The sequence below is a fragment of the Dactylosporangium maewongense genome (genome assembly GCF_039531485.1).
Taxonomy (GTDB): domain Bacteria; phylum Actinomycetota; class Actinomycetes; order Mycobacteriales; family Micromonosporaceae; genus Dactylosporangium; species Dactylosporangium maewongense.
Genome location: NZ_BAAAQD010000005.1, coordinates 434955 through 456679, shown reverse-complemented (window position 1 = coordinate 456679; position 21725 = coordinate 434955). Strand labels below are relative to the sequence as shown.

The following is a 21725-nucleotide window of genomic DNA, read 5'->3' as shown; positions in this document are numbered from 1 at the left end:
GTCAGCCGCCGACGATCTCGGAGGTCTTGTCGCCGCCGGGCTCCTCCCGCAGGAAGTAGACGGCGCCGGCGGCGCCCGCCAGGCACAGCACCAGCAGCGTCGCGACGATGATGATCAGTGGGACGACCAGCTTGTCCCGCGCCGGCTGCGGCGGCGCCCCGAACGGTTGCTGAGCCCCATACGGTTGCGGAGCGCCGAACGGTTGCGGGGCCCCGGGCGGTTGCGCGCCGAACGGCTGCGGCGGCCCGAACGGCTGCGGCGGCCCGAACGGCTGCGGCGCGCCCGACGGCTGCGGCGGCCCGAACGACTGCGGCGCGCCCGACGGCGGTGGGGTGCCGAACGGTGGCGGCGTGCCCGGCGGCTGGGCGGCGCCGAATGGTTGGGGTGCCCCGGACGGTGGTGGCGTGGCCGGTGGTTGAGCGGCACCGGGCGGTGTCCCGAACGGCTGCGGCGCCCCGAATGGTTGCGGCGCCCCGAACGGCTGCGGTGCACCGAACGGCTGCGGCGTGCCGAACGCGTGGACCGCGGCCGGCAGCTGCGGCCCACCGGGCTGGGGCGCCCCGGACGACGGTTGCGCCCCGGACGGGGGAGTCGGTGGGGCGCTCGTCGGCTGGGCGTCGTGCGGTCCGGCCGGGCCGGGCGGCGACGGCTCCGGCTGGTGCGGCGGTTGCGGACCGGTCATGCCCGCGACCCTACCCGAACGTGAACGGCGCTACCGGTACCAGCTGCGCAATGCGGACAGCAGATCGCGGCCGCCCAGTGCCGGTGGCGGCGTCGGCAGCTGGCGCAGCAGCAGGTCCCGGCCCGTGACGGCGCCGGGCTCGGGCTCCGCGAGCGGCACCGGTGGATACCAGAAGCGCTCCGGCTCCACCTCCGGCTCGGCCATGTCGGCGAGGACCCGGGCCGCCCCCGTCAGCACCGGCTCCGCCGGCCCGGTGGCCGCGACCGTCGCCGCGGCCGTGCCCGTGCGCAGGGCGCGCAGGTTGGCCAGCAGCGTCTCCCGGCCGCGGCCGCGCCACAGCAGGATCTGGAACGGGTCGGCGTCGAAGCGCTCCGCGAGGAGGTAGAACGCGGCCGCGAGGTGCTTGCACGGCACGGCGGCGTCGGGGCAGGAGCAGCGCATCGCCAGGTCGTACACGCGGCTGGGGAAGAGCGGCGCGTCGGCCTCGGCGAACACGTCCTCGACGTGCGGCGGCAGCTCGCCGGCGAGGAGCTTCGCGGCGCCGAGGGCCTCCGCGGCCAGGGCGGCCTCGACCCGGCCCCACACGTCGTCGCCGAACACCTGCAGCGCGATGCTCACCTGGTACGGCGTGGGCCGCGACCCCTGCACGACCGCCGCGACCTCGCCGGGCTCGACGGTCAGCGACAGGACCTGCCCGGCGCGGGCGTAGTTGCGGCCGCGGGTGAGGCGGGTGCCGAGCGCGAACGACTCGAGGACGGCGAGGAAGCGCTTGCTCCACCAGCTCTCGCCGATGTCGCCGCGCGTGCTGCGGGCCCGGAGCCCGCCCTCGACCTTGACGGTCCGTGATCCCCAGTACTCCGGGGTCGTCATGCGCGCAGCGCCTCCAGGCCGGGCTTGACGGCGCGGGCGACGAACTCGACGACGTCGTAGGCGACGAGGTTCTTCTGCATGAACGGGTCGAGCGACAGCCGCGCCTCCAGCTCCGGGCGGGGGACGCCGGCGGCGAGGATGACGCCGCCCTCACGGGGGACCCGCGGCCCGGAGGCGAGGAAGATGCCGTCGTCGTACTGGGCGTCGACCCACTCGCGGTGCGCGGGCATCGCCTCGTCGATCTGCTCGACGTCGACCAGGTAGCTGAGCGTGATCACGAACACCGGTGCAGTCTACGGGCTACTCGACGACCGCCCCGGCCTCCAGGGCCAGCAGCGAGCGCAGCTCGGCGGTGGACAGCTCGGTCAGCCACTGCTCGCCGGTGCCGACGATCTTCGCGGCGAGGCCGCGCTTCTCGGTGATCATCGCGGCGATCTTCTCCTCGACCGTGCCGGCGGTGACGAACTTGCGGACCTGCACGGCGCGGCGCTGCCCGATGCGGAACGCGCGGTCGGTCGCCTGGTCCTCGACGGCGGGGTTCCACCAGCGGTCGACGTGCACGACGTGGTTGGCGGCGGTGAGGGTCAGGCCCGTCCCGCCGGCCTTCAGCGACAGCACGAAGACCGGCGGCGACGACGGCGTCGCGGCCTGGAAGCGGGCGACGAGCGCGTCCCGGGCCGGCTTGTCGAGGCCGCCGTGCAGGTACGCGACCTCGCGGCCGAGCCGGGCGGACAGGTGCGCCCGGAGCATGCCGCCGAACTCCGCGTACTGGGTGAAGACGAGGGCGCGCTCGCCGGCGGCGAGGACCTCGTCGAGGATCTCCTCCAGGCGCTGCAGCTTGCCGCTGCGCCCGGCGAGGCGGCTGCCGTCGCGCATCGCGTGCGCCGGGTGGTTGCAGATCTGCTTGAGGCGGGTCATGGTCGCCAGGACCAGGCCGCGCCGGGCGACGCCCTCACTGCGCTCGATCTTGCCGAGCATCTCGTCGACGACGGCCTGGTAGAGCGACGCCTGCTCGCGGGTGAGGTTGCACAGCACCTCCATCTCCAGCTTCTCCGGCAGGTCGGAGATGATGGTGCGGTCGGTCTTGAGCCGGCGCAGCACGAAGGGCTGGGTGATGCGGCGCAGCCGGGCGGCGGCGTCGGCGTCCCCGCGGCGCTCGACGGGCTCGGCGAAGCGCTCGCGGAACTTCGTGGCGCTGCCGAGCAGCCCCGGGTTGGCGAAGTCCATGATCGACCACAGGTCGGCGAGCCGGTTCTCCACCGGGGTGCCGGTGACCGCGATGCGGTGCCGGGCCGGCAGCCCGCGGACCGCGACGGCCTGCTTGGTGGCGGCGTTCTTCACCGCCTGCGCCTCGTCGAGCACGAGCCGGTGCCACGACAGTGACTTCAGCGAGGCCGCGTCGCGGGCGGCGATCGAGTAGGTGGTGACGACGAGGTCCGACGCGGCGACGGCGGCGCGGAAGTCGGCGCCGCGGGCGCGCTCGGCGCCGTGGTGGACGTGCACCCGCAGGGCCGGCGCGAACTTCGCCGCCTCCCGCTGCCAGTTGCCGACCAGCGACATCGGGCAGATCAGCAGCGTCGGGCCGGGCGCGTCGCCGGCGAGCAGGGCGAGGAGCTGGACGGTCTTGCCCAGGCCCATGTCGTCGGCGAGGATGCCGCCGAGCCCGGCCGATTCGAGGAAGCTGAGCCAGCTGAGGCCGCGCAGCTGGTACGGGCGGAGGCTGCCCTCGAACCGCTCGGGCGGCGTCGCGGCCGGGACCCGCACCTCGGTGTCGCCGGACAGCAGGTCGCCGAGCCATCCGTCGGCGGTCACCTCGACCGGCAGGCCGCCGGGGCCTTCGGCGTCGCCGCCGGCGAGGTGCAGCAGGTCCGCGACGGTCATCTCGGCGTCTTCAGCCTGCCGCCGCATGATCTCGAGGCCGGCGGCGAGGCGGCGCTGATCGAGCTCGACCCATTCGCCGCGCAGCCGCACGAGGGGCGCCTTCGAGTCGGCGAGCCGGCGCATCTCCTCGCCGGTGAGCGGGTCGCCGCCGATGGCGAGCTCCCACCGGTAGTCGACGACGGAGCCGAGCCCGACGGCGCTCTTCGTCGCGACGGTGCCGGGCTGGGTCGTGGACGGGCTGCTGGCGGTGAGCCGGGCGCCGAGCCTGGCCTGGGGCTTGCGCCACCAGCCGGGCAGCAGCACCCCGAACCCGGCGGCCGACAGCAGCGGCGCGTGCTCGCTGAGCAGCTGGTGCGCGCCGGCGGTGTCGAGGGTGAGCGCGGCTGGCCGGGCCGCGCGCAGCGAGTCCTCCAGGGCCGGGTACAGACGGCTGGCCCGGCCGAGCTCGGTGAGCAGCGTCTCCTGCGGGGCGGGGACCTGCCACTGGGACAGCTCGATCGGGCCGGGCGACTGCCAGACGGTGGCGGCGTCGACGACGAGGCTGGGCTCGTCGGCGGCCTGCAGCGCGAACTCCAGGCGCCACTGCGGCTCCTCGTCGTCGTCCAGGTCGAGGCGGGCGTACTCGATGGTGCCGGGGTCGGGGGGTGCGGCGAGCCGGAAGCAGGCCCGGACCGCGCCGCCGACCGCGTCGGCCTGCCATGCCCGCAGGTCGTCGCCCAGGGCGTCGAGCTCGGCCGGGGACCCTTCGACGGCACGGTCCGTGCCGGTGAGCGCGGTGAGCCAGGCGCCGGCGACGCCGGTGAGCCGGTGGGTGGCGGGCGGGAGCACGGCGCGGGCGGCGGCGTCGACGAGTGTGTCGAGCACCTCGGTGAGCAGCGCCGCCCGGGAGGGCGCGCCGCCGAGCACGGCCTGCGGCAGCGACAGCGCCAGGGAGCGCGTGTATGCGGCGTCCCGTCCGGTCAGCACCGGGACCCACCGGGCCTCGGCGCCGGTCAGCCCCGGCAGCATGCGGCCGCGGCGGACCAGGGAGCCGGCGAAGGTGGCCACCGTGGCCAGGGCGCGGATGGTCTCGCCGAAGACGAAGTCGTCGTTGCCGTCGTCGCCGGTGATCGCCACGAGGCTGGAGCGCAGGAGGGCGTAGGCGTCGTCCGCGTCGTACTCGATCGTGTCGACGGTCCACTCGCTGAGCCGGAGCGGGGCGTCGGCGGGCGGGAGCCGCACCGACGCGGCGGGCGACGGCTCGGGCAGGTCGCCGCGGGTGGGGAGGGTGAGCGTGCGGGTCGCCTGGAGGCCGGTGTCCTCGTCGAGGCGGAGGCCGCGGACGGCGAACGGGTGCGCGGGGATCCTCGGCCGGCGCCCCCGCCGCGGTGCGGGCGGCGTGTCGGTGTCCTCGGCCCAGAGGCAGAGGCGGCCGTCGAGCCAGGCTGCGTGCACGACGATCACCCTGCGATCACCTCAGGGAGCCTAGCCCAGCCCGGTCGACACGGACGGCTGAACCTCTGTTCAGTGATGGATGTCGTTGTTACCATCCGGTAACCCGAGTCGTATTCACATTGACTCGCGACCCCCGGAAGGGATCCGCCATGTCCCTGCCCCTGCTGAAACGCGCCGCCGCGGCACTGCTCATCACGGCCGGCGTGCTCGTCGCAACCCCCGTGCAGGCTCCCGCCGCCGTCCTCGTCCCCACGGACTACTGCCTCGACGAGTGCGACGACATCGTCCCGCCCGGCCAGAACGGCAACGCCACCCTCGCCGACATCCTGGCGCACCAGGCGCTCGGCTACCGGCCACCGCACTCCGCCGACCAGCTCGGCAGGTACGCGGACCTGGTCTCCGCGTACACCGGCCTCACGGGCGAGCAGATCGACCGCTTCTACAACAGCGCCTCCTTCGGCGTCCCCGCCGGCCAGGCCGAGCGCACCTACAGCCCGCGCGCCGACGTCACGATCGTGCGGGACAAGAGCGCCGGCGTGCCGCACGTGACCGGCACGACCCGCGCCGGCACCATGTTCGGCGCCGGTTACGCGGGCGCGGAGGACCGGCTGTTCGTCATGGACCTGCTGCGCCGGGTCGGCCGCGGGCAGCTGACCCCGTTCGCGGGCGGCTCCCCGGGCAACCGCGAGCTGGAGCAGAGCATCTGGCGCAACGCCCCCTACACCGAGGCCGACCTGCAGGCCCAGGTCGAGCAGCTGCGGACCAAGGGCCCGCGCGGCGCGCAGCTCTACACCGACGTGCAGGACTACGTCGCCGGCGTCAACGCCTACATCGCCGCCTGCATGTCCGGCCGCAACTGCCCCGGCGAGTACGTGCTGACCGGGCACCTCGACGCGGTCACCAACGCCGGCGGGCCGGAGCAGTTCAAGACGACCGACCTGATCGCGATCGCCGGCGTCGTCGGCGGCCTCTTCGGCGGCGGTGGCGGCGGCGAGGTGGAGTCGGCCCTGGTGCGGGTGACCGCCCGCGCCCGCTACGGACCCGTCGAGGGCGACCGCCTCTGGGCGGCGTTCCGCGGCCAGAACGACCCCGAGGCGGTCCTCACCCTCCACAACGGACAGTCGTTCCCCTACGGCGCCGCCGACCCGGACGCGCCCGGCGTCGCGCTGCCGGACGCGGGCACCGTCACCGCGCAGCCGGTCGTCTTCGACCCCACCGGCTCCGGGACCGCGGCCGCCACCGGCTCGTTCTCGGCCCAGCACAAGGGCATGTCCAACGCGGTCGTCGTCGACGCCGCACACTCCGCGACCGGCCATCCGATCGCGGTGTTCGGCCCGCAGACCGGCTACTTCTCGCCGCAGCTGCTGATGCTGCAGGAGCTGCAGGGCCCCGGGATCAGCGCGCACGGTGTCGCGTTCGCCGGCCTCAACCTGTACGTGCTGCTCGGCCGCGGCCAGGACTACGCCTGGAGCGCCACCTCCGCCGAGCAGGACATCACCGACACCTACTCGGTGCCGCTGTGCAACACCGACGGCTCCGCGCCGACCGTCCAGTCCTCCGGCTACCTGTTCCACGGCACGTGCACGCCGATGGAGGCGCTGACCCGCACCAACGCGTGGACGCCGACGCTCGCCGACCCGACGCCGGCGGGCTTCTACCGGCTGACCACGTTCCGCACGAAGTACGGGCTCGTCGCCTGGCGCGGCAAGGCCGGCGGCGTGCCGGTCGCCTTCACCCGGCTGCGCTCCACCTACCGGCACGAGGCGGACTCCGCGATCGGGTTCCAGGCGTTCAACGACCCGGCCGCGATGGGCTCGCCGGCGGCGTTCATCGCCTCCGCCGCGGACGTCGGCTACGCGTTCAACTGGTTCTACGTGAACGCGACCGACACCGCGTACTTCAACTCCGGCGCCAACCCGGTCCGAAAGGCGGGCGCGAACCCGAACCTGCCGACCCGCGCCGAGGCCGCCTACGAGTGGCAGAACTGGAACCCCGACACCAACACCGCCGACTACACGACCGTCGCGCAGCACCCCCAGTCGGCGGGCCAGGACTACTTCGTCAGCTGGAACAACAAGCAGGCGGCCGGCTACAGCGCCGCTGACGGCAACTTCAGCTTCGGCGCCGTGCACCGCGCCGACCTGCTCGACCGTCGGGTCAAGGCCGCCCTCGCCGGCGGCGGCAAGGTCGACCGGGCGGCGGTGGTGCGCCTCGTCGAGGACGCCGCCGTCACCGACCTGCGGGCCGAGGCGCTGCTGCCGGAGCTGCTGCGCATCCTCGGCCCCGGAGCGCCGTCCTACGCCGCGCTGGCCGCGTGGCAGGCGGCCGGCGCGAAGCGGATCGAGACGGCGCCGGGGTCCCACGTGTACCAGCACGCCGACGCCATCCGCCTCTTCGACGCCTGGTGGCCGAAGCTGATCGCCGGCGTCTTCAAGCCCGGCCTGGGCGACGACGTGTACACGGCCCTCACCGGCGCCCTGCAGATCGACGAGTCGCCGTCCGGCTTCACCGGATCGACCGGCGCCACGTCGCTGAACCAGTCGCAGAGCCACAAGGGCTCGTCGTTCCAGAACGGCTGGTGGGGGTACCTCGACAAGGACCTCCGCACGGTCCTCGGCGACCCCGTCCGGGGCGGTCTCGGCCGCACCTACTGCGGCACGCCGGCCGCCTGCCGCGCCACGCTGTCCTCGACCCTCGCGGCCGCGGCGGCCGAGCCGACCACCACCACCTACCCCGGCGACGCCTCCTGCGGCGCCGGCGACCAGTGGTGCGCCGACAGCATCGTCCAGTCCCCGCTCGGCGGCATCACCCACGACAAGATCTCCTGGCAGAACCGCCCCACCTACCAGCAGGTCGTGTCGTTCCCGGCGAAACGCGGCGACGACATCACCAACCTCGCCCTCGGCCGCAAGGCGACCGGCAACGGCACGTTCATCGGCTACAGCGCCGGCGCCGCCGTCGACGGCGACCCGACCACCCGCTGGGCGAGCTGGTGGAGCGACGACCAGTCCCTGACCGTCGACCTCGGCTCGGCCCGCACCCTGCGGCGGGTGATCCTGCGGTGGGAGGCCGCGTACGGCACCCGCTACCGCATCGAGGTGTCCGCCAACGGCACCGCGTGGACCACCGCGGCCACGATCGACGCGGGCAACGGCGGCACCGACAGCGTGACCTTCGCCCCGGTCAGCGCCCGCTACGTCCGCATGGCCGGCGTCGCCCGCGCCACCGGCTACGGCTACTCGCTGTGGGAGCTGGAGGCGTACTCGCGGTAGCGCCGTTGGGCTCAGCGCGGTGCGCGGTGGCCTCCGGGCTCAGCGCATCGCGCGGTGGCGGCCGACCTCGTGCCGGTAGGGGCCGGCCGCCGCCCAGGTGATCTGCTCGCCCGCCCGGCTCAGCACGCATGTCTCCACGACCAGCTCGACCAGCACGTTCTGCCCGAAGCCGGGCGGCGGCCCCGACATGGCCCGCTCGGCGAGGAACGCCGCCGCGACGCTGCGCCGCAGCGCCTCCTCGCGCGGGAACCGGGCCCGCCCGGTCAGGTAGAACGCGTCCTCGGTGTCCCCGAGCGGAAACGTGTGCAGCGCGAACCGGTCGTCCCGGAGCAGGTCCTCCAGCTTCGGCGAGACCATGAGCAGCGCGTAGAGCCCGTCCTCGACCAGCAGCGGGCTGACCGGGTGCACCCGCGGCCCGCCGTCGACCCGCACCGTCCCGAGGTACGCCAGCCCGACCCCGCTGCGGTACAGCAGCGCCCGCCCTGCCGCGGCAAGGTCGGGCGCGGACCGCCGGAAGCGCCCCCACGACAGCATGGCAGCCAGATTGGCGTACCGCCGCCGCCAGGGTCAACTACCGAACGTGTCATTCGGGGTCGCACGATCAGCGCGGCGGGCCTTGTCCGGCGCGGTTCAGCGCAGGAGGCGGCGGGCGGCCTGGGCGAGCAGGGGGACGGCGCGGGCCTCCAGCTCGGCGCCCCCGTCGCGGACCAGGGTGGCGCCGAGCTCGGTGACGCGGCAGCGGGCGACCGCCTGGCGGAACGCGGCGACCGGGTAGCCGCCGCGGGGCTCGGCGAGCAGGCCGGTGGTGCGCTCCCGGGTCTCGGCGACGCCGTCGACCGGCTGCGTCCACTCGAACCTGCCGAGGACCCACAGCGTGCCGACCTCGATCTCGTCGATCTCGACGCGCTCGCCGCCGAAGCGGAGCTTCACGGCGCGGCGGCGCTGCTCGATCACCGGCAGCGCCGGCACACCCTTCGCGGTCAGGTCGCGGACGGCCTGGCCCGACATGACCCAGCGCTGCTCGTCGCCGAGGCGCTGCACGGGGGCGACGTCACGGTTCGAGGCGGTGGCGGCGTGGCGGCGGGCGGCGCACGGCTCGCACAGCGCGGCGTAGCCGTCGCCGGAGGCAGGGTTGCGCCCCTGGTGCGACATGCAGAACGCGTTGCCGCAGTCCCGACACCTCCCGATCGCCAGCACGCCACAGTCGTCGATCCCGCACACGGCAGCCATCCGAGCGACGATACCCGCAGCCGTCGATGCGTGCCGCCGTCAGCCGCGAGGGGGGTGCCGCGCCGGCGCGGTCGCGTCCCACCCCCGTCCCGGCGGCGCCGGCCGGGTTGCGGGGACCCCGCCCAGGCTCGGACGGGGTCCTTGTGGGTGCCGCCTCCGGGCCCGGATCAGACGGGCAGGAGGGAGCGGTCGGACGCGGTGAGCGCGAGGATGTCGCTGGTCAGCGGGGCGTACACGCGGCGCAGCAGGGCCGGGTCGCCGGCGCTCGCGATGACGGCGAAGACCGCGCGGGCCAGGGGCTCGGCGAGGGCCGGTGGCACGGCCGCACGGGCGGCGACGTCGGCGAGGAAGTCCACGTGGACCTCCTGGTCGTACAGGTGCTGATAGGACCACAGGGGTTCCGCGAGCGTCGGTGGCAGCTCCGCCGCGAGGTGGTGCACCCAGCCGTCGGGCAGGCGCGTGGCGAGGGCGTGCAGTACACCCCGGACCGCGCGCCGGGTCTCCTCGGCGGTGGCAAGGCCGGTCTTCTCGCGGACCTCCGTGATGAACACGTCTTCATACATGCGAGGAACGCTCCCCAGCCCGCAGGTGAAGCACCATCACCAGCAGGGAGCGAACGGGCCTAACACGTCCGCTCATCCGCCGGAGGTGGGACGGGGTCACCCGGCGCGCGCCCAGCATGGCCGCGTACATCCCCTCACCGTTGGGAGACCTACTGATGGCATTCCTGGTGACCCGACCCGGCCGGGCGTTCCCGTTCCCGGCGGCGGCGATGCCGCGCATCGGTGGCGTGCCGGTCGACATCGAGGAGACCACCGACACCTACCGGGTCGACCTGGACCTGCCCGACGTCGACGCCGCCGACGTGCGGATCGACCTGCGGGACAACGAGATCCGGGTGGCCGGCAGCTACCGTGCCCGGACCCGGACCGGCACGATGCACCATCACGCGCGGCAGGAGGGCGAGTTCGAGTTCCTCGTCGCGCTGCCGGGCGACATCGACGGCGACCGGGTCGAGGCGAACCTCGACAGCGGCGTGCTCACGATCGTGGCGCCCAAGGCGCGCGGCGAGCAGCCCCGCCGCATCACCGTCCAGTCGTCGGCGGCCCGGCCCGGCCTGGAGCAGCGGGCCACCGGCACCGGCCCGCAGGGCACGGGCGCCGGGCAGCAGCAGGCGCGGGCCGGGCGGCCGCCGCAGACCGACCCCGCCGACACGCCCGCGGCGCAGGCGAAGCAGATGCGTGAGGGCCAGTCCCGTCCACGGCCGGCGAGCCAGCAGGCCGGAAGCACCGGCACCGGCAGCACGGGCCAGGTCGGTCGCAGCGGCATGACCTGAGCGGCCGGGTCCAGGCGCGCGACACGGCGATGCCGCCCCTCGCGGGGCCGCTCGCCGGTCGACGCGGTCGGCGCACGAGTTGGGGGTACCGATGACGACGGTTGACACCCGCGACTACTACGCAGACCTCGGCGTGCCGAGGAACGCCCGCCGGGAGGAGGTCCGGCGCGCGTACCGGACCCTCGCCCGCCTGCACCACCCTGACGTGAGCCGCGAACCCGGCGCGGAGGAGCGCTTCAAGAGGATCGCCGAGGCGTACCGGGTGCTGTCCGACCCGCGCCGCCGCCGCGACTACGACGCGACCCAGGCGGCCGCCGACGACTGGCTCGGCAGCCTGTTCCAGCGGGGCGGTCCCGGTCCGGCGGCCGCCCCCGGACGCCAGGCCCCCGGGCCGCAGCGCCGCCAGCCCCCGTACAACCAGCCGGGCCCCCGGGACCAGGCGGCTCCCGGCGACCCCACCGGCCCCGCGAACCAGGCCGGCGCACGGGACCGGTCCGGCTCCCAGGACGGGAACGCTTCCCGGGACGGGAAGGGTTCCCAGGGGCGGGCCGGCGCGGACAACCAGGCCGAGCTCGCCGTCTCCGTCGAGGACGCGTACCACGGCGGCCGGCGCACGATCACGCTGCCCGGACCGACGGGACGGCCCCGGCAGTACACAGTGGACATCCCGGCGGGCGTCGCCGACCGGCAGCGCGTCCGGCTCGCCGGTCAGGGCTGGCCGGGCACCGGTGGCGCGCCGGACGGGGACCTCTACCTCGTCGTCCGTCTGTCGCCGCATCCCCGGTACCGGGTCCGTGGCCGCGACATCCTGGTCGAGCTGCCGGTGGCGCCGTGGGAGGCGGCGCTCGGCGCACCCGTGCGGGTGCAGACCCCGGCCGGTCCGGTGCGCCTGGACGTGCCGCCCGGCTCGTCGTCGGGCCGGCGGCTGCGCCTGCCCGAGCTCGGCCTGCCCAACCCGCGCGGCGCCGCCGGCGACCTGTACGCCAAGGTCCGCATCGTCGTCCCGCCGGACCTGTCCGAGCGCGAGCGGCGCCTGTACGCGGAGCTCGCCGCGGCGTCCACGACCGACCCCCGGAGCCCGGCATGACGTTTCCACTGGTGCGGGCGGCGCGGCTTCCCGACGAACTGACCCTGCCCGACTTCGCCGCGGCGGCCGGGCTGCACCCCGAGCTCGTGGCGCGGCTGGTCACGCTCGGGCTGGTGGAGGTCACGACGTTCCCGGACGGCGCACCCGGCTTCGCCGTCCGGGAGCTGGCCACCGTCGCCCGCATCCGCCGGCTGCACGACGACCTGACGCTCAACTACGCCGCCGTCGGCGTGGTGCTGGACCTGCTCGACCGGATCGACGAACTCGAAGACCGACTCGCAAGGAGGGCATGATGCTCAGAAGAGAAGCGTGGCTGCTCGGTGTGCGAGGCGTCCTCGCCGTCGTGTTCGGCATCGTCGCGATCATCTGGCCCGGGGTGACGGTGATCGCGCTCGCGGTGCTGTTCGGCATCTTCACGATCGCGACCGGCATCGAGCAGCTCGTCCACGCCATGCGCCCCTCCGCGGGCGCCACGAACCCGGTCACCGGCTTCGCCGACGGCAACGGGCCGCGGCTGGCGCGGGCGGTCGCCGGGCTGTTCGGGCTCGTCGTCGGGGTCCTCGCCATCGTGTGGCCGGGCATCACCGGGGTGGTGCTGGCCGTCATCGTCGGCGCCTGGGCGATCGTGACCGGCGTCGCCGACCTGTGGCTCGCCGCCCGCCAGCACGGCGGCTGGACCCTGGCGCTGGTGGGCGCGATCTCGGTGGTGGCCGGGCTGTTCGTGGTGGTGCGGCCCGAGGCGGGCGCGGTCGCGATCGCGTGGGCGATCGGGGTGTACGCGATCGCCAGCGGCGTGCTGCTCCTCGTCGCCGCGTACCAGCTGTCGCATCAGGGGCGGGGACGGCTGTCGGCCGCCTGAAAGGCCGCTCAGTCGCCGCGGGGATGGGAGACGTGGGCGTGGACGATGCGCCAGCCCTCCGGGAGGCGGACCCAGGTCTGGGACTGCCGTCCGGGACGGTCGTCGGTGCCGGGGTAGTCGAACATCGTGGTGACGGTGGCCAGGTCGGTGCCGAACGTGGTGATCCTCGTGCCGAACAGCCGGCGGCCCGGCGGGAGCGGCCGCTGCGCGGACCGCCAGTCGCGGAGCTCGCGGGCGCCGGTCTGGTGGTCCGCGACGCCGAAGCGGACCACGGCCGGGGAGTCCCAGAACGCCTCGGCGAGGGCGGTGGCGTCGTTGGCGACGAGCGCCTTCTCGTACGCCACGAACGCCGCCTCCACCTCGGCGACGATGTCGTCCCTGTTGATCCGCACGGGTGTCCCTTCTGACGCGACTGGCTTGCACGGTGCTGGTCGCGCGGTGGTCCCCAGGGAGGACGGGGGACCACCGCGCAGTCGGGGAGGGCTACGCCGCCGGAGCGGCGGCCGGGGCGGAGGCCGGTGGTGCGGGGGCAGAGGCCGCCGGAGCGGGAGCCGGTGGGGCTTCGCCGTGCAGGCGGTCCAGCTCGAGCTCGTCGGCGTCCTTCGGCCGGGGTTCGGGGCGGCTCAGGGCGAACAGGCCGCACACCACCGCGATGAAGAGGTAGCCGAGCGCGACCTGCCCGTTGGCGTTCCAGGCGACCTTCTCGCCGTGGATCAGTCCGACGAAGGCCAGCGCCGCGCCCGCGAGGGCGAAGATTCCCGCGTGGATGAAGCGTTTGTCGATGATGAACGCGACGATCGAGCCGAACACGAGGCCGGCGAGGATCGCGCCCTGGCCGAGGGTGAGCAGGCCGCTGTAGACGACGCCGTTGCCGGCGAGCGCGGCGTCGCCGACCTCGGCGGCGGTGGTGCCCGCGGCCGCCAGGGAGTTGTCGATCTGGCTGGTGGCCCACTGGGCGATGTTGGGGATCAGCGCCGCGATGACCGCCGCGGCGTGCGCCTTGGGGGAGAACTGGAAGGCCTGCGCGCCGATCAGCAGTCCGATGTAGAGCAGGATCGGCACGATCGCCGGCAGCGGGAAGATGGCGCCGAGGAAGCCGAACAGGCCCAGGAAGCACAGGATCGCGATGACGACGCCGGTCGCCATCGAGTAGCCGCTGCCACCGCCGGCCTTCTTCCAGCCAGGGTGCCCGACGTACACGGCCGGGGGGAACGGTGAGCCGAGCGCCGCGCCGATCAGCGCCCCGGCGCCGTCGGCGAGCAGGACGCTGCGCAGGTTGTAGTTGTCGCCGGCGGCCGCGGCGCTCTCCACGTTGGACATTCCCTCGGTGAAGTTGTAGACGCCGAGGGGGATCGCGGTCGCGAGCAGCGGCGCCACGTCGGACAGGCCGGAGGTGAGCAGGTCCAGGTGCAGGCCGGGCAGGGCGAAGCCGATGTCGTCGACGGCGGCGCTGACCGCGTTGCCGTCCATCGCGCCGCCGGCCCAGCCGATCGCGGTGCCCACGAGCAGCGCGGCGAGCCCGATCGGGAAGTTGCCCGGCAGCCTCGTGTCGGTGAGCAGGCCGATGAGCAGCAGCGCGAACACCGGCAGCGCCACCCACGCGAGGTCCCACATCCGGGCGGCGGGCAGCATCGAGATGAACGTGATGGAGATGCCGGCGAGGGTGCCCAGCAGCGCCGCCCGCGGCGCGTACCTGCGGATGTACGGCCCGACGAACGCGCCGATGATGACGATGACCCCGATGATGAAGGCCCAGGCCAGACCGGCCTTCCAGGCCAGCGTCGGGTTGTCGGTCTTCAGGTAGACCGGCAGCATGATGACGAAGATGACGATGAACATGTGCGGCACGCTCGGCCCGTAGGGCAGGGCGGTGACGTCGGTGCGGTTCTCCTTGCGGGCCAGGCGCCGCGCCAGGAACGTGTAGTAGACGTTGCCGGCGACGAGCGCGATGCCGAGCGCCGGCAGGATCGCGTGGAAGACGTCGCGCTCGCTGAGCTTCACCACGAACAGGCACAGTGACGTCAGGGTCAGCACGTTCACGAGCACGTTGACGCCGAAGCCGAAGAACGCGTTGGTGTCACCGCGGACCCACCACGGGACCTTGAGCGAAGCGGGAGTGGTCATGTCTCACGTCCTCTGCGGAGAGGGTTGCAGTGCGGCGATGAACGAGGATGAGGGCGCGACCCAGCCGAAGATGCCGCCCTGCGCGGCGATCATCCGCAGGCCCGCCTCCTGGAACTCCGGGAAGTAGGAGCCGACGCAGTCCGACAGCACGAGGCACTCGTAGCCGCGGTCGTTGGCCTCCCGGACGGTGGTGTGCACACAGACCTCGGTGGTCACGCCGGTGACGACCAGGCTGCGGATCCCGCGCGCGGCGAGGACGTCGCCGAGGGACGTGTTGTAGAAGGCGCCCTTGCCGGGCTTGTCGATGACCAGCTCGTCGCTGGCCGGGGCCAGCTCGTCGATGATGTCGTGGCCGTGCTCGCCGCGGATCAGGATGCGGCCCATCGGCCCGGGCGCGCCGATGCGCATGCTGGGCTCGCCCCGGTTGAGCTTCGCCGGCGGGCAGTCCGACAGGTCCGGCAGGTGCCCCTCGCGGGTGTGGATGACCGTGAGGCCCAGCGCCCGGCAGGCCACGAGCAGCGCCGCCGTCGGCTCGATGACGCGGCGCAGCTGGGCGACGTCGTTGCCGAGGGTCTCGCCGAAGCCGCCGGGCTCCATGAAGTCGCGCTGCATGTCGATGACGAGGAGCGCGGTGCTCGCCGGGTCGAAGGTGAAGGGCCCGGGCGAGGCGTCCACCGTGGCCATTCAGACCACCGTGCCGGACACGGTCGCCGCGATGACGTCGGTGGAGGTGGCCACGCAGCCGAAGACGCCGCCCTGCATGGTGACCATGTGCAGCGCCGCGGCGTGGTTGGCCGGGTCGGTCGCGCCGGTGCAGTCCGACAGGATGAGGCACTCGTAGCCGCGGTCGTTCGCCTCGCGCATCGTGGTGTGCACGCACACGTCGGTCGTGATGCCGGTGAGGATGAGGTGGGTGATGCCGCGCGTGCGCAGCACCAGGTCCAGGTTGGTGGCGTAGAACGCGCCCTTGCCGGGCTTGTCGACGACGACCTCGCCGGGCGCCGGCGCGACCTCCGGCACGATCTGCCAGCCCGGCTCCCCCTTGACGAGGATCCGCCCGCACGGGCCGGCGGCGCCGATCTCCGCGCCGATCCGCGCGGACCGCCAGCGCTTGTTGGGCGGCAGGTCCGACAGGTCCGGGTCGTGGCCCTCCCGGGTGTGCACGACCAGCATGCCGAGCCCGCGCACGTGGTCGAGCAGCTTCGCGGTCGCCGGCAGGCCCGCCCGGGTCAGGCCGATGTCGTAGCCCATGCTGTCGACGTAGCCGCCCGGTCCGCAGAAGTCCGTCTGCCAGTCGATGCACAGCAGCGCCGTGCGCCCGACCGGGACCGAGCCGTCGTACGGCCAGGCGTAGGGCCGGGCCTCGACGACCGGGCCGATGCTTGCAGTCATTGCCCCTCCAAGTGACGGTGTGCCCGAAAGGCCCCCGCTGGCGGTGATGTCCCGCGCGGTGCCGGCCGCGGAGGCCTCGCACAGGAACCCGTGCGCCGCGGTCGGCTCCTCGGCGGTCCCGTCGAGTGCGGGCATGCTGTCGATTGTCGACAGTTCTGTTACGCCGAACCGCGGCCCGTGTAACGCGTCGATGTCCGGAGGCCGGTACCCGACAGTTGCTCGTATGTGATCGCCGTCACTGCGACCCTGCCGCGATGAGACGACTGTCCCGGCTCGGACTCGCGGTGATCCTCGGTGTCGGCTGCACCGTCGCCGCCGTGGGTCCCGCCCACGCGGAACCACTGGTCGCCACCCTCACCATGAGCGGTGAGATGCACTACGAGGCGGCGCTCAACCAGGCCAACCGGCTCACCGTCAGCAACCCGTCGCCCGGTGTCGTCGCCTTCACCGACGTCTACCCGATCACGTTCAGCACGCCTGACGGCAGCACCTGCAGCTATCCGTACGCCACCCAGACCACCGTCCACTGTGTGCATGCGGCGACCTTCCTGGACATCAAGACCTCCGACCTCGACGACGTCATCGACAACCGCACCACGTCCAACGTGCACGCCTCCGGCGGCGACGGGAACGACGTCATCAAGATGGGCGGCCACGCCACGCCCGCCGCGGCCGGCGACGCGTCCGGCGGCCCGGGCGACGACGTCATCCACTCCGGCCCCGGCGACGACTGGATCAACGGCGGCACCGGCTCGGACACCGTCACGTTCCAGGGCCGGACCGCGAAGATCACCGCGACCCTGGTGAGCCCGGCGCACGGCGGCGACCCGCTGACCGGCGAGTCCGACGTGTACCAGGAGGTCGAGAACCTCACCGGCGGTGGCGCCGCGGACACCCTCACGGGCGACGGCAACGCCAACGTCATCGACGGCGGCTGGTACACCACGCCGTGCCAGCCCTTCCCGTCCGGCGGCGGGCTGCTCGTGCCCACCGCGATCCAGGCGCCGCCGCCGTGCACCACCTACTCCGGCGACGACGTCATCAACGGCGGCGGCGGCCCCGACATCCTCCGCGGCCGGCAGGGCGCCGACACCATCAACGGCGGCACCGGCAACGACGTCCTGTACGGCGACGCCGGGTTCGACAGCCTCAACGGCGGCGCCGACTCCGACATCTGCTACCCGGGCGCCGACGGCGCCACCACCAGCAGCTGTTCCATCCTCGCCCCGCTGCCCTGACGGGTTCCCGGACGGCGCGCGGCGTGGCAGAATCCCGCCGACCCCTCGGCCCCCGGAGCCTGCCATGCCGCCCGTCCGCATCCCCGCCGGCGCGTTCGTGCCGCCGATCTGCCCACGCCACGGGCGGCCCGCCACCAGCATGCGGCCGATGGTGTTCCTGTCGCCGCTGCCCCTGTGGGCGTGGCCCCTGGCGGTGCTCGCCGGCCGCCTGCTCTACCGGATCCTGCTCAGGCCGCTGCGCAAGGAGGCGCTCGCGCCGGCCTGGCCGTCGTGCCACCGCTGCGGCCTGCGCCGCGCCGCCCGGATCGCCGCCGGCGCCGCCACGATCGTCGCCGGCCTCGTCGCCGCCCTGTACCTGAGCGAGCGGGTCCACGGCACGGCCGCGCTCGCCGCCATCGCCGTCACGGTGGCCTGCATGGGTGCCGGGCTCATCGTCGTCGCCCGCGGCACCCGCGTAGCCGTGGCCGGCGTCCGGGTCAGCCGCGACGGCCTGTGGCTGGAGCCGCGGCGCCCGCACCCCGCGTTCGTCGCGGCCCTCGCGGCGCAGCCGCTGCCGGAGTACCCGATGCCCGCGGGCTGGACCGTCCCCGCCACCGCCGCGCCGTCGGCGGCCTGGGCCACCGTCCAGCCCGCCGCGGAGCCCGTGCCCGTGCCGTCCGCCGCGCCGCCACCGGTGCCTTCGCACTCCGGCTGGACCTCGCCGAGCGGCTGACCCCCGCCCGCGGCACGCCGGGCGCCTCGGCGGGCGTGCGGGTCAGCATGGACGGCGGCTGGCTGCTCCCGCACCACGCCCGCGAGGCGTTCGCCGCGACGCTGCCCGAGGTGCCGCCCAACCGGCCGCCGGCGCCTGCGGGGCCGACCGCCTCGCGTCCAGCGTCGTCAGCCGATGTACGAGCGGGCGCCGTGCTCGTCCAGCGCCGCGAGCACGGCGGCCGAGTCGCGGGCCGACACGGCCTCGAAGAGCCGCTCGTGGCGGTGGACGCCGTCGTGCGGGCGGGCGACCTCGGCCTCGCGGCGCAGGTTCAGCGCCATGTACAGCTGGATCTTCACCAGGATCGACTCGTAGACCTGGGTCAGCTGGCGGTTGCCGGCGAGGGCGACGACCGCGACGTGGAACTCCCGGTGGGCGGTCGCCACGTCGAACTGGTCGCCGCGGGCGTCGGCCTCCTGCAGCGCCTTCACCGCGGCGGCGACACCGGCGAGGTCCGCGTCGGATGTGGTGGCGGAGACGGCGTGCCGCTCGAGGACGTCGCGGACCGCGTACAACTCCTGGATGTCGTCGGCGGAGAGCGTGGCGACCCGAACCCCGCGCCGCGGCACGTGCTCCACGAGGCCCTGCTGCGCGAGCAGGCGCAGCGCCTCCCGCAGCGGGGCGCGGCTGATGCCGAACCTGCGGGTCAGCTGCTCCTCCACGAGCCGCTCGCCGGGGTCGGTGGCGCCGCTGAGGATCTCCCGGCGCAGCCGTGACATGGCGAGCTCGACCAGGCTCGCGCTGGCCAGCTCGTCAGACGCACCGGGTTTCACCTGCCCAGTGTCGCAGACCCCGGGAGGGACGCTCACACGCGCCGCTCGCGGGCGGCTGTCCACGCGCCCGTCCACGATGCTCGCGCGTGGCTACACATGCTGGAGGCGGTGCAGCCTCGCGTACGTGCCGCCGGCCGCGAGGAGCTCGTCGTGGGTGCCGAGCTCGGCGAGCCGGCCGCCGGACAGGACCGCGACCCGGTCGGCGTTGCGGACCGTGGCGAGCCGGTGCGCGACGACGAACGTCGTCCGCCCCCGCATGAGCCGGGTCAGCGCCTCCTGCACGAGCGCCTCGGACTCGCTGTCCAGCGCCGAGGTCGCCTCGTCCAGCAGGAGCACCCGCGGGTCCCGGACCAGCGCCCGGGCGATCGCGAGCCGCTGCCGCTGGCCGCCGGACAGCAGCGCGCCGCGCTCGCCGACGACGGTGTCCCAGCCGTGGGGGAGCCGCTCCACGAACTCCAGGGCGTTCGCGTCCCGCAGCGCCCGCGTCACCGTCTCCTCCGTCATGCCGCGCAGCCCATACGTGACGTTGTCGCGGATCGTGCCGTCGAACAGCACCGACTCCTGCGGCACGACCGAGACGCTGCGGCGGTAGCTGCGCAGGTCGATGCGCTCCATGTCGACGCCGTCGAGCAGGATCCGGCCCTCGGTCGGCCGGATGAACCCGATCAGCAGGTTGAGCATCGTCGACTTGCCGGACCCGGACGGGCCCACGAACGCGATCGTCTCTCCCGGCCGCACGTCGAGGTCGACGCCGCTCACCGCCGGGTCCGCGCCGTCGGTGTACCGGTAGCCGACGCCCTGCAACGTCACGGCGCCCGCGACCGTCGTGACGACCTGCTTGCCCTCGTTGCGCTCCAGGTCGGGCGCGGCGAGCACCTCGCCGATCGACCGGATCGACTCGAGCCCCTTGGTGATGATCGGGGCCAGCCCGAAGAGCCCGATGACCGACGACGTCAGCACCGCGAAGTACGTGCTGAGCAGCACCACGTCGCCGGCGCTGACCGGCGCGAACCCGCTCCACGCCGCCCATCCCGCCGCGATCAGGCAGGCCGCGCCCAGCAGCTGGTACGTCACCCACGACAGCGCGCCGAAGCGGCCGTTGACCAGGTCGAGCCGGCGGCCGGCCGCGCGCACCTCCTCGACGGTCCCGCGGACCCGGTGCAGCGCCTCGGTCTCCAGGGCGTGCGCGCGCGTGATCGGCATGAGGTGCGCCATCTCGTCGACGCGGGCCGAGAGGTCCTCGACCCGGCGGCGGAACTCCTCGTTGCGGGCCCCGGACCGCCGCCGCACCATCGCGACCAGCCCCGCGGTCGCCGGCACCACCAGCAGGAACAGCGGCACGAACTGCGGGACCCGGACCGCGGTCAGGCTCAGCGCCCCGGCCAGGGTCAGCACCGCCGACGTCCCCGACGCCGCCACCTGCTGCAGCATCATCTCGACGTTCTCCACGTCGCGGACGACCTTCGTCTGCAGCAGGCTCGCGCCCGCCTTCGTGTGGAAGCTGATCGACAGCTGCTGCAACCGCCCGGCGAGCGCCGAGCGCAGGTCCGTGCCGAGGTCCCGCACGATCAGGCTCATCTGCCGGACCCACAGCATGTGGACGGGGATGTTCTGCAGCAGGACCACGGCGAGCACGGCCGCGTTGAGCCACAGCTGCGCGAGCGGCCGGTGCTCCACGACCACGTCGATGATGTTCGCCGTGAGCAGCGGCAGCAGCCAGATCGGGCTGTCCTTCACCGCGAACGCGACGGTGGCCAGCGCGATGCGCCACTTCCGGTGGGCCAGCAGGCGGACGGTGGTGCGCAGCGGCCTGCGGCCGTCGAAGTCCATGCGTCAATCCGATCGCATGACACGGGGGCGGCTCAACGTCACCATGCTCACAGGGTCATGTCCCTTCGGCCGGTGGCGGTAACCTGCTCCCATGACGCAGCCACCTTACGGGCAGCAGGACCCATATCAGCCCAACCCGTATGGCCAGCAGCCCCAGTACGGGCAGCAGCCCTCCGACCCGTACGCGCTGCCGGCCGGACAGCAGCCGATGTCGGGCCCGCCGTCCTCGTCGCCGCCGGGCTCCAGCCCGCCGTACTCGCCGACCTACCAGCTGCCGGTCTCCGGCGCCCCCACGTCCGGCGGCTACGACCCGTACGGTCAGCAGCAGGCGGCGTACGGTCAGCAGGCGGCCTACGGCCAGCCCGGCTACGGCGTCCCCGGCGCGGCCAACGCGGGCTACGACCCGGCGACCGGCCAGCCGTACTCCGACAAGTCGAAGCTCGCCGCCGGCCTGCTCCAGCTCCTGCCGGGCCTGTTCCTCATCCTCGGCGGCATCGGCCGGCTGTACGCGGGCAACACCGCCCTCGGCGTGACCCAGCTGGTGCTGAGCGTCGTCGTCGGCTGGACGTCGTTCTGGTGCGGCTTCCTCTTCTGGCTGCCGTTCCTGATCGTCTTCGGCCTGTGGGTCTGGTTCGTGGTCGACGGCATCATCCTGCTGACCGGCCGCCCGGTCGACGGCCAGGGCCGCCCCCTGCGCCCGAACTGACCGGCCCCGCTACGCGCCCCCGGGCGGGCGCCGCAGGGTGGTGACCGGCCCGAAGAAGCGGTGACCGAGCACGCAGTGCAGCCGGATGTGCTCGACCGGCCCGCCGGTGCTCCGCGCCGGCCCGTCGCCGCGCACGGTGGCCGGGAGCCCGCACTCGGGACAGTCCACGAGGTTCGTCGTCATACCGGCATCCACGCGGGGCCGAGCCACCAGGCTCGGCCCCGTCGCCTACCCGACGCCGGGCGGGTCCATGGTCCGGG

At 74.1% G+C, this 21725-nt stretch carries 22 protein-coding genes; 8 read left to right on the top strand and 14 right to left on the bottom strand.

From position 1 onward, the window contains the following. Position 1 precedes the first annotated feature (1 nt). The 4 genes from ABD332_RS16395 to ABD332_RS16380 are packed head-to-tail and all read right to left on the bottom strand — an operon-like array spanning position 2 to position 4876. A complete protein-coding gene (locus tag ABD332_RS16395) occupies positions 2-682 on the bottom strand; it encodes a hypothetical protein (protein WP_344502769.1) in 681 nt (226 codons plus the stop codon). A 30-nt stretch (positions 683-712) separates the two neighbouring features. After that, positions 713-1552 carry an SWIM zinc finger family protein gene (locus tag ABD332_RS16390; RefSeq protein ID WP_344502768.1) on the bottom strand — a complete coding sequence of 280 codons (840 nt, stop codon included), beginning with the start codon at positions 1550-1552 and terminating at the stop codon, positions 713-715. After that, the gene (locus tag ABD332_RS16385) at positions 1549-1836 is read right to left on the bottom strand and encodes a YciI family protein (protein ID WP_344502766.1); all 288 of its coding nucleotides are present in this window, start codon (positions 1834-1836) and stop codon (positions 1549-1551) included. Before ABD332_RS16385 ends, ABD332_RS16390 begins: the two co-directional genes overlap by 4 nt. Before the next feature lie 16 nt (positions 1837-1852). Beyond that, a complete protein-coding gene (locus ABD332_RS16380) occupies positions 1853-4876 on the bottom strand; it encodes an SNF2-related protein (protein ID WP_344502765.1) in 3024 nt (1007 codons plus the stop codon). Between the two features lie 140 nt (positions 4877-5016). Here ABD332_RS16380 and ABD332_RS16375 point away from each other — a divergent pair, with 140 nt between their 5' ends. Then, positions 5017-8139, top strand: a complete 3123-nt coding sequence (locus tag ABD332_RS16375) for a penicillin acylase family protein (RefSeq protein WP_344502764.1) — start codon at positions 5017-5019, stop codon at positions 8137-8139. A 39-nt stretch (positions 8140-8178) separates the two neighbouring features. Here ABD332_RS16375 and ABD332_RS16370 read toward each other — a convergent pair whose 3' ends face one another. From ABD332_RS16370 to ABD332_RS16360, 3 genes are all read right to left on the bottom strand, one after another. Beyond that, positions 8179-8673 (bottom strand): pyridoxamine 5'-phosphate oxidase family protein, encoded by a 495-nt coding sequence (locus tag ABD332_RS16370; RefSeq protein ID WP_344502763.1) that lies wholly within the window; start codon positions 8671-8673, stop codon positions 8179-8181. A 96-nt stretch (positions 8674-8769) separates the two neighbouring features. Next, the gene (locus ABD332_RS16365) at positions 8770-9369 is read right to left on the bottom strand and encodes a hypothetical protein (RefSeq protein WP_344502762.1); all 600 of its coding nucleotides are present in this window, start codon (positions 9367-9369) and stop codon (positions 8770-8772) included. Positions 9370-9536: 167 nt separating this feature from the next. After that, positions 9537-9932, bottom strand: coding sequence for a DUF2267 domain-containing protein (locus ABD332_RS16360; protein ID WP_344502761.1), 396 nt, complete (start codon positions 9930-9932; stop codon positions 9537-9539). 155 nt (positions 9933-10087) lie between these two features. On the opposite strand from ABD332_RS16360, the gene ABD332_RS16355 reads away from it, so the two are divergent. The 4 genes from ABD332_RS16355 (at position 10088) to ABD332_RS16340 (ending at position 12651) form a co-directional block, all read left to right on the top strand. Continuing rightward, complete coding sequence (locus tag ABD332_RS16355) at positions 10088-10705, top strand: Hsp20/alpha crystallin family protein (protein WP_344502760.1); 618 nt, start codon at positions 10088-10090, stop codon at positions 10703-10705. Positions 10706-10796: 91 nt separating this feature from the next. After that, the gene (locus ABD332_RS16350) at positions 10797-11792 is read left to right on the top strand and encodes a DnaJ C-terminal domain-containing protein (protein WP_344502759.1); all 996 of its coding nucleotides are present in this window, start codon (positions 10797-10799) and stop codon (positions 11790-11792) included. Then, complete coding sequence (locus ABD332_RS16345; RefSeq protein WP_344502758.1) at positions 11789-12085, top strand: chaperone modulator CbpM; 297 nt, start codon at positions 11789-11791, stop codon at positions 12083-12085. Before ABD332_RS16350 ends, ABD332_RS16345 begins: the two co-directional genes overlap by 4 nt. Then, on the top strand, positions 12085-12651 hold the full coding sequence (locus tag ABD332_RS16340) for an HdeD family acid-resistance protein (RefSeq protein ID WP_344502757.1): 567 nt from the start codon (positions 12085-12087) through the stop codon (positions 12649-12651). The genes ABD332_RS16345 and ABD332_RS16340 overlap by 1 nt, the downstream gene beginning before the upstream one ends. An 8-nt stretch (positions 12652-12659) precedes the next feature. Here ABD332_RS16340 and hpxZ read toward each other — a convergent pair whose 3' ends face one another. The 4 genes from hpxZ to biuH form a co-directional block, all read right to left on the bottom strand. Continuing rightward, complete coding sequence (gene hpxZ, locus ABD332_RS16335) at positions 12660-13043, bottom strand: oxalurate catabolism protein HpxZ (RefSeq protein WP_344502756.1); 384 nt, start codon at positions 13041-13043, stop codon at positions 12660-12662. A 91-nt stretch (positions 13044-13134) separates the two neighbouring features. Continuing rightward, positions 13135-14775: a SulP family inorganic anion transporter gene (locus ABD332_RS16330; RefSeq protein WP_344502755.1), complete on the bottom strand. Its 1641-nt coding sequence runs from the start codon at positions 14773-14775 to the stop codon at positions 13135-13137. Positions 14776-14778: 3 nt separating this feature from the next. Then, positions 14779-15459: a cysteine hydrolase family protein gene (locus ABD332_RS16325; protein ID WP_344502754.1), complete on the bottom strand. Its 681-nt coding sequence runs from the start codon at positions 15457-15459 to the stop codon at positions 14779-14781. Continuing rightward, positions 15460-16302 (bottom strand): biuret amidohydrolase, encoded by an 843-nt coding sequence (gene biuH, locus ABD332_RS16320; protein WP_344502753.1) that lies wholly within the window; start codon positions 16300-16302, stop codon positions 15460-15462. A gap of 119 nt (positions 16303-16421) precedes the next feature. On the opposite strand from biuH, the gene ABD332_RS16315 reads away from it, so the two are divergent. Together ABD332_RS16315 and ABD332_RS16310 are read left to right on the top strand one after the other, a co-directional pair. After that, complete coding sequence (locus ABD332_RS16315) at positions 16422-17405, top strand: calcium-binding protein (RefSeq protein ID WP_344502752.1); 984 nt, start codon at positions 16422-16424, stop codon at positions 17403-17405. Positions 17406-17469: 64 nt separating this feature from the next. Next, a complete protein-coding gene (locus tag ABD332_RS16310; RefSeq protein ID WP_344502751.1) occupies positions 17470-18117 on the top strand; it encodes a hypothetical protein in 648 nt (215 codons plus the stop codon). 167 nt (positions 18118-18284) lie between these two features. Here ABD332_RS16310 and ABD332_RS16305 read toward each other — a convergent pair whose 3' ends face one another. Both ABD332_RS16305 and ABD332_RS16300 read right to left on the bottom strand, forming a co-directional pair. Then, positions 18285-18929: a GntR family transcriptional regulator gene (locus ABD332_RS16305; protein ID WP_344502750.1), complete on the bottom strand. Its 645-nt coding sequence runs from the start codon at positions 18927-18929 to the stop codon at positions 18285-18287. 90 nt (positions 18930-19019) lie between these two features. After that, entirely contained in the window at positions 19020-20759 is a 1740-nt protein-coding gene (locus ABD332_RS16300) for an ABC transporter ATP-binding protein (RefSeq protein WP_344502749.1), read from the bottom strand. A 91-nt stretch (positions 20760-20850) separates the two neighbouring features. On the opposite strand from ABD332_RS16300, the gene ABD332_RS16295 reads away from it, so the two are divergent. Beyond that, positions 20851-21465, top strand: a complete 615-nt coding sequence (locus ABD332_RS16295; RefSeq protein ID WP_344502748.1) for a hypothetical protein — start codon at positions 20851-20853, stop codon at positions 21463-21465. Positions 21466-21474: 9 nt separating this feature from the next. Here the strand turns inward: ABD332_RS16295 and ABD332_RS16290 are convergent, their stop codons facing one another. Beyond that, positions 21475-21648 (bottom strand): hypothetical protein, encoded by a 174-nt coding sequence (locus tag ABD332_RS16290; RefSeq protein ID WP_344502747.1) that lies wholly within the window; start codon positions 21646-21648, stop codon positions 21475-21477. Positions 21649-21725 lie beyond the last annotated feature (77 nt).

Excerpts from the sequence above, each read along its gene's own strand:
- ABD332_RS16395 (WP_344502769.1), bottom strand. The coding sequence starts at position 682 with ATGACCGGTCCGCAACCGCCGCACCAGCCGGAGCCGTCGCCGCCCGGC.
- ABD332_RS16390 (WP_344502768.1), bottom strand. The coding sequence starts at position 1,552 with ATGACGACCCCGGAGTACTGGGGATCACGGACCGTCAAGGTCGAGGGC.
- ABD332_RS16375 (WP_344502764.1), top strand. The coding sequence starts at position 5,017 with ATGTCCCTGCCCCTGCTGAAACGCGCCGCCGCGGCACTGCTCATCACG.
- ABD332_RS16370 (WP_344502763.1), bottom strand. The coding sequence starts at position 8,673 with ATGCTGTCGTGGGGGCGCTTCCGGCGGTCCGCGCCCGACCTTGCCGCG.
- ABD332_RS16365 (WP_344502762.1), bottom strand. The coding sequence starts at position 9,369 with ATGGCTGCCGTGTGCGGGATCGACGACTGTGGCGTGCTGGCGATCGGG.
- ABD332_RS16360 (WP_344502761.1), bottom strand. The coding sequence starts at position 9,932 with ATGTATGAAGACGTGTTCATCACGGAGGTCCGCGAGAAGACCGGCCTT.
- ABD332_RS16355 (WP_344502760.1), top strand. The coding sequence starts at position 10,088 with ATGGCATTCCTGGTGACCCGACCCGGCCGGGCGTTCCCGTTCCCGGCG.
- ABD332_RS16350 (WP_344502759.1), top strand. The coding sequence starts at position 10,797 with ATGACGACGGTTGACACCCGCGACTACTACGCAGACCTCGGCGTGCCG.
- ABD332_RS16345 (WP_344502758.1), top strand. The coding sequence starts at position 11,789 with ATGACGTTTCCACTGGTGCGGGCGGCGCGGCTTCCCGACGAACTGACC.
- ABD332_RS16340 (WP_344502757.1), top strand. The coding sequence starts at position 12,085 with ATGCTCAGAAGAGAAGCGTGGCTGCTCGGTGTGCGAGGCGTCCTCGCC.
- ABD332_RS16330 (WP_344502755.1), bottom strand. The coding sequence starts at position 14,775 with ATGACCACTCCCGCTTCGCTCAAGGTCCCGTGGTGGGTCCGCGGTGAC.
- ABD332_RS16325 (WP_344502754.1), bottom strand. The coding sequence starts at position 15,459 with ATGGCCACGGTGGACGCCTCGCCCGGGCCCTTCACCTTCGACCCGGCG.
- biuH (WP_344502753.1), bottom strand. The coding sequence starts at position 16,302 with ATGCCCGCACTCGACGGGACCGCCGAGGAGCCGACCGCGGCGCACGGG.
- ABD332_RS16315 (WP_344502752.1), top strand. The coding sequence starts at position 16,422 with ATGAGACGACTGTCCCGGCTCGGACTCGCGGTGATCCTCGGTGTCGGC.
- ABD332_RS16310 (WP_344502751.1), top strand. The coding sequence starts at position 17,470 with ATGCCGCCCGTCCGCATCCCCGCCGGCGCGTTCGTGCCGCCGATCTGC.
- ABD332_RS16300 (WP_344502749.1), bottom strand. The coding sequence starts at position 20,759 with ATGGACTTCGACGGCCGCAGGCCGCTGCGCACCACCGTCCGCCTGCTG.
- ABD332_RS16295 (WP_344502748.1), top strand. The coding sequence starts at position 20,851 with ATGACGCAGCCACCTTACGGGCAGCAGGACCCATATCAGCCCAACCCG.
- ABD332_RS16290 (WP_344502747.1), bottom strand. The coding sequence starts at position 21,648 with ATGACGACGAACCTCGTGGACTGTCCCGAGTGCGGGCTCCCGGCCACC.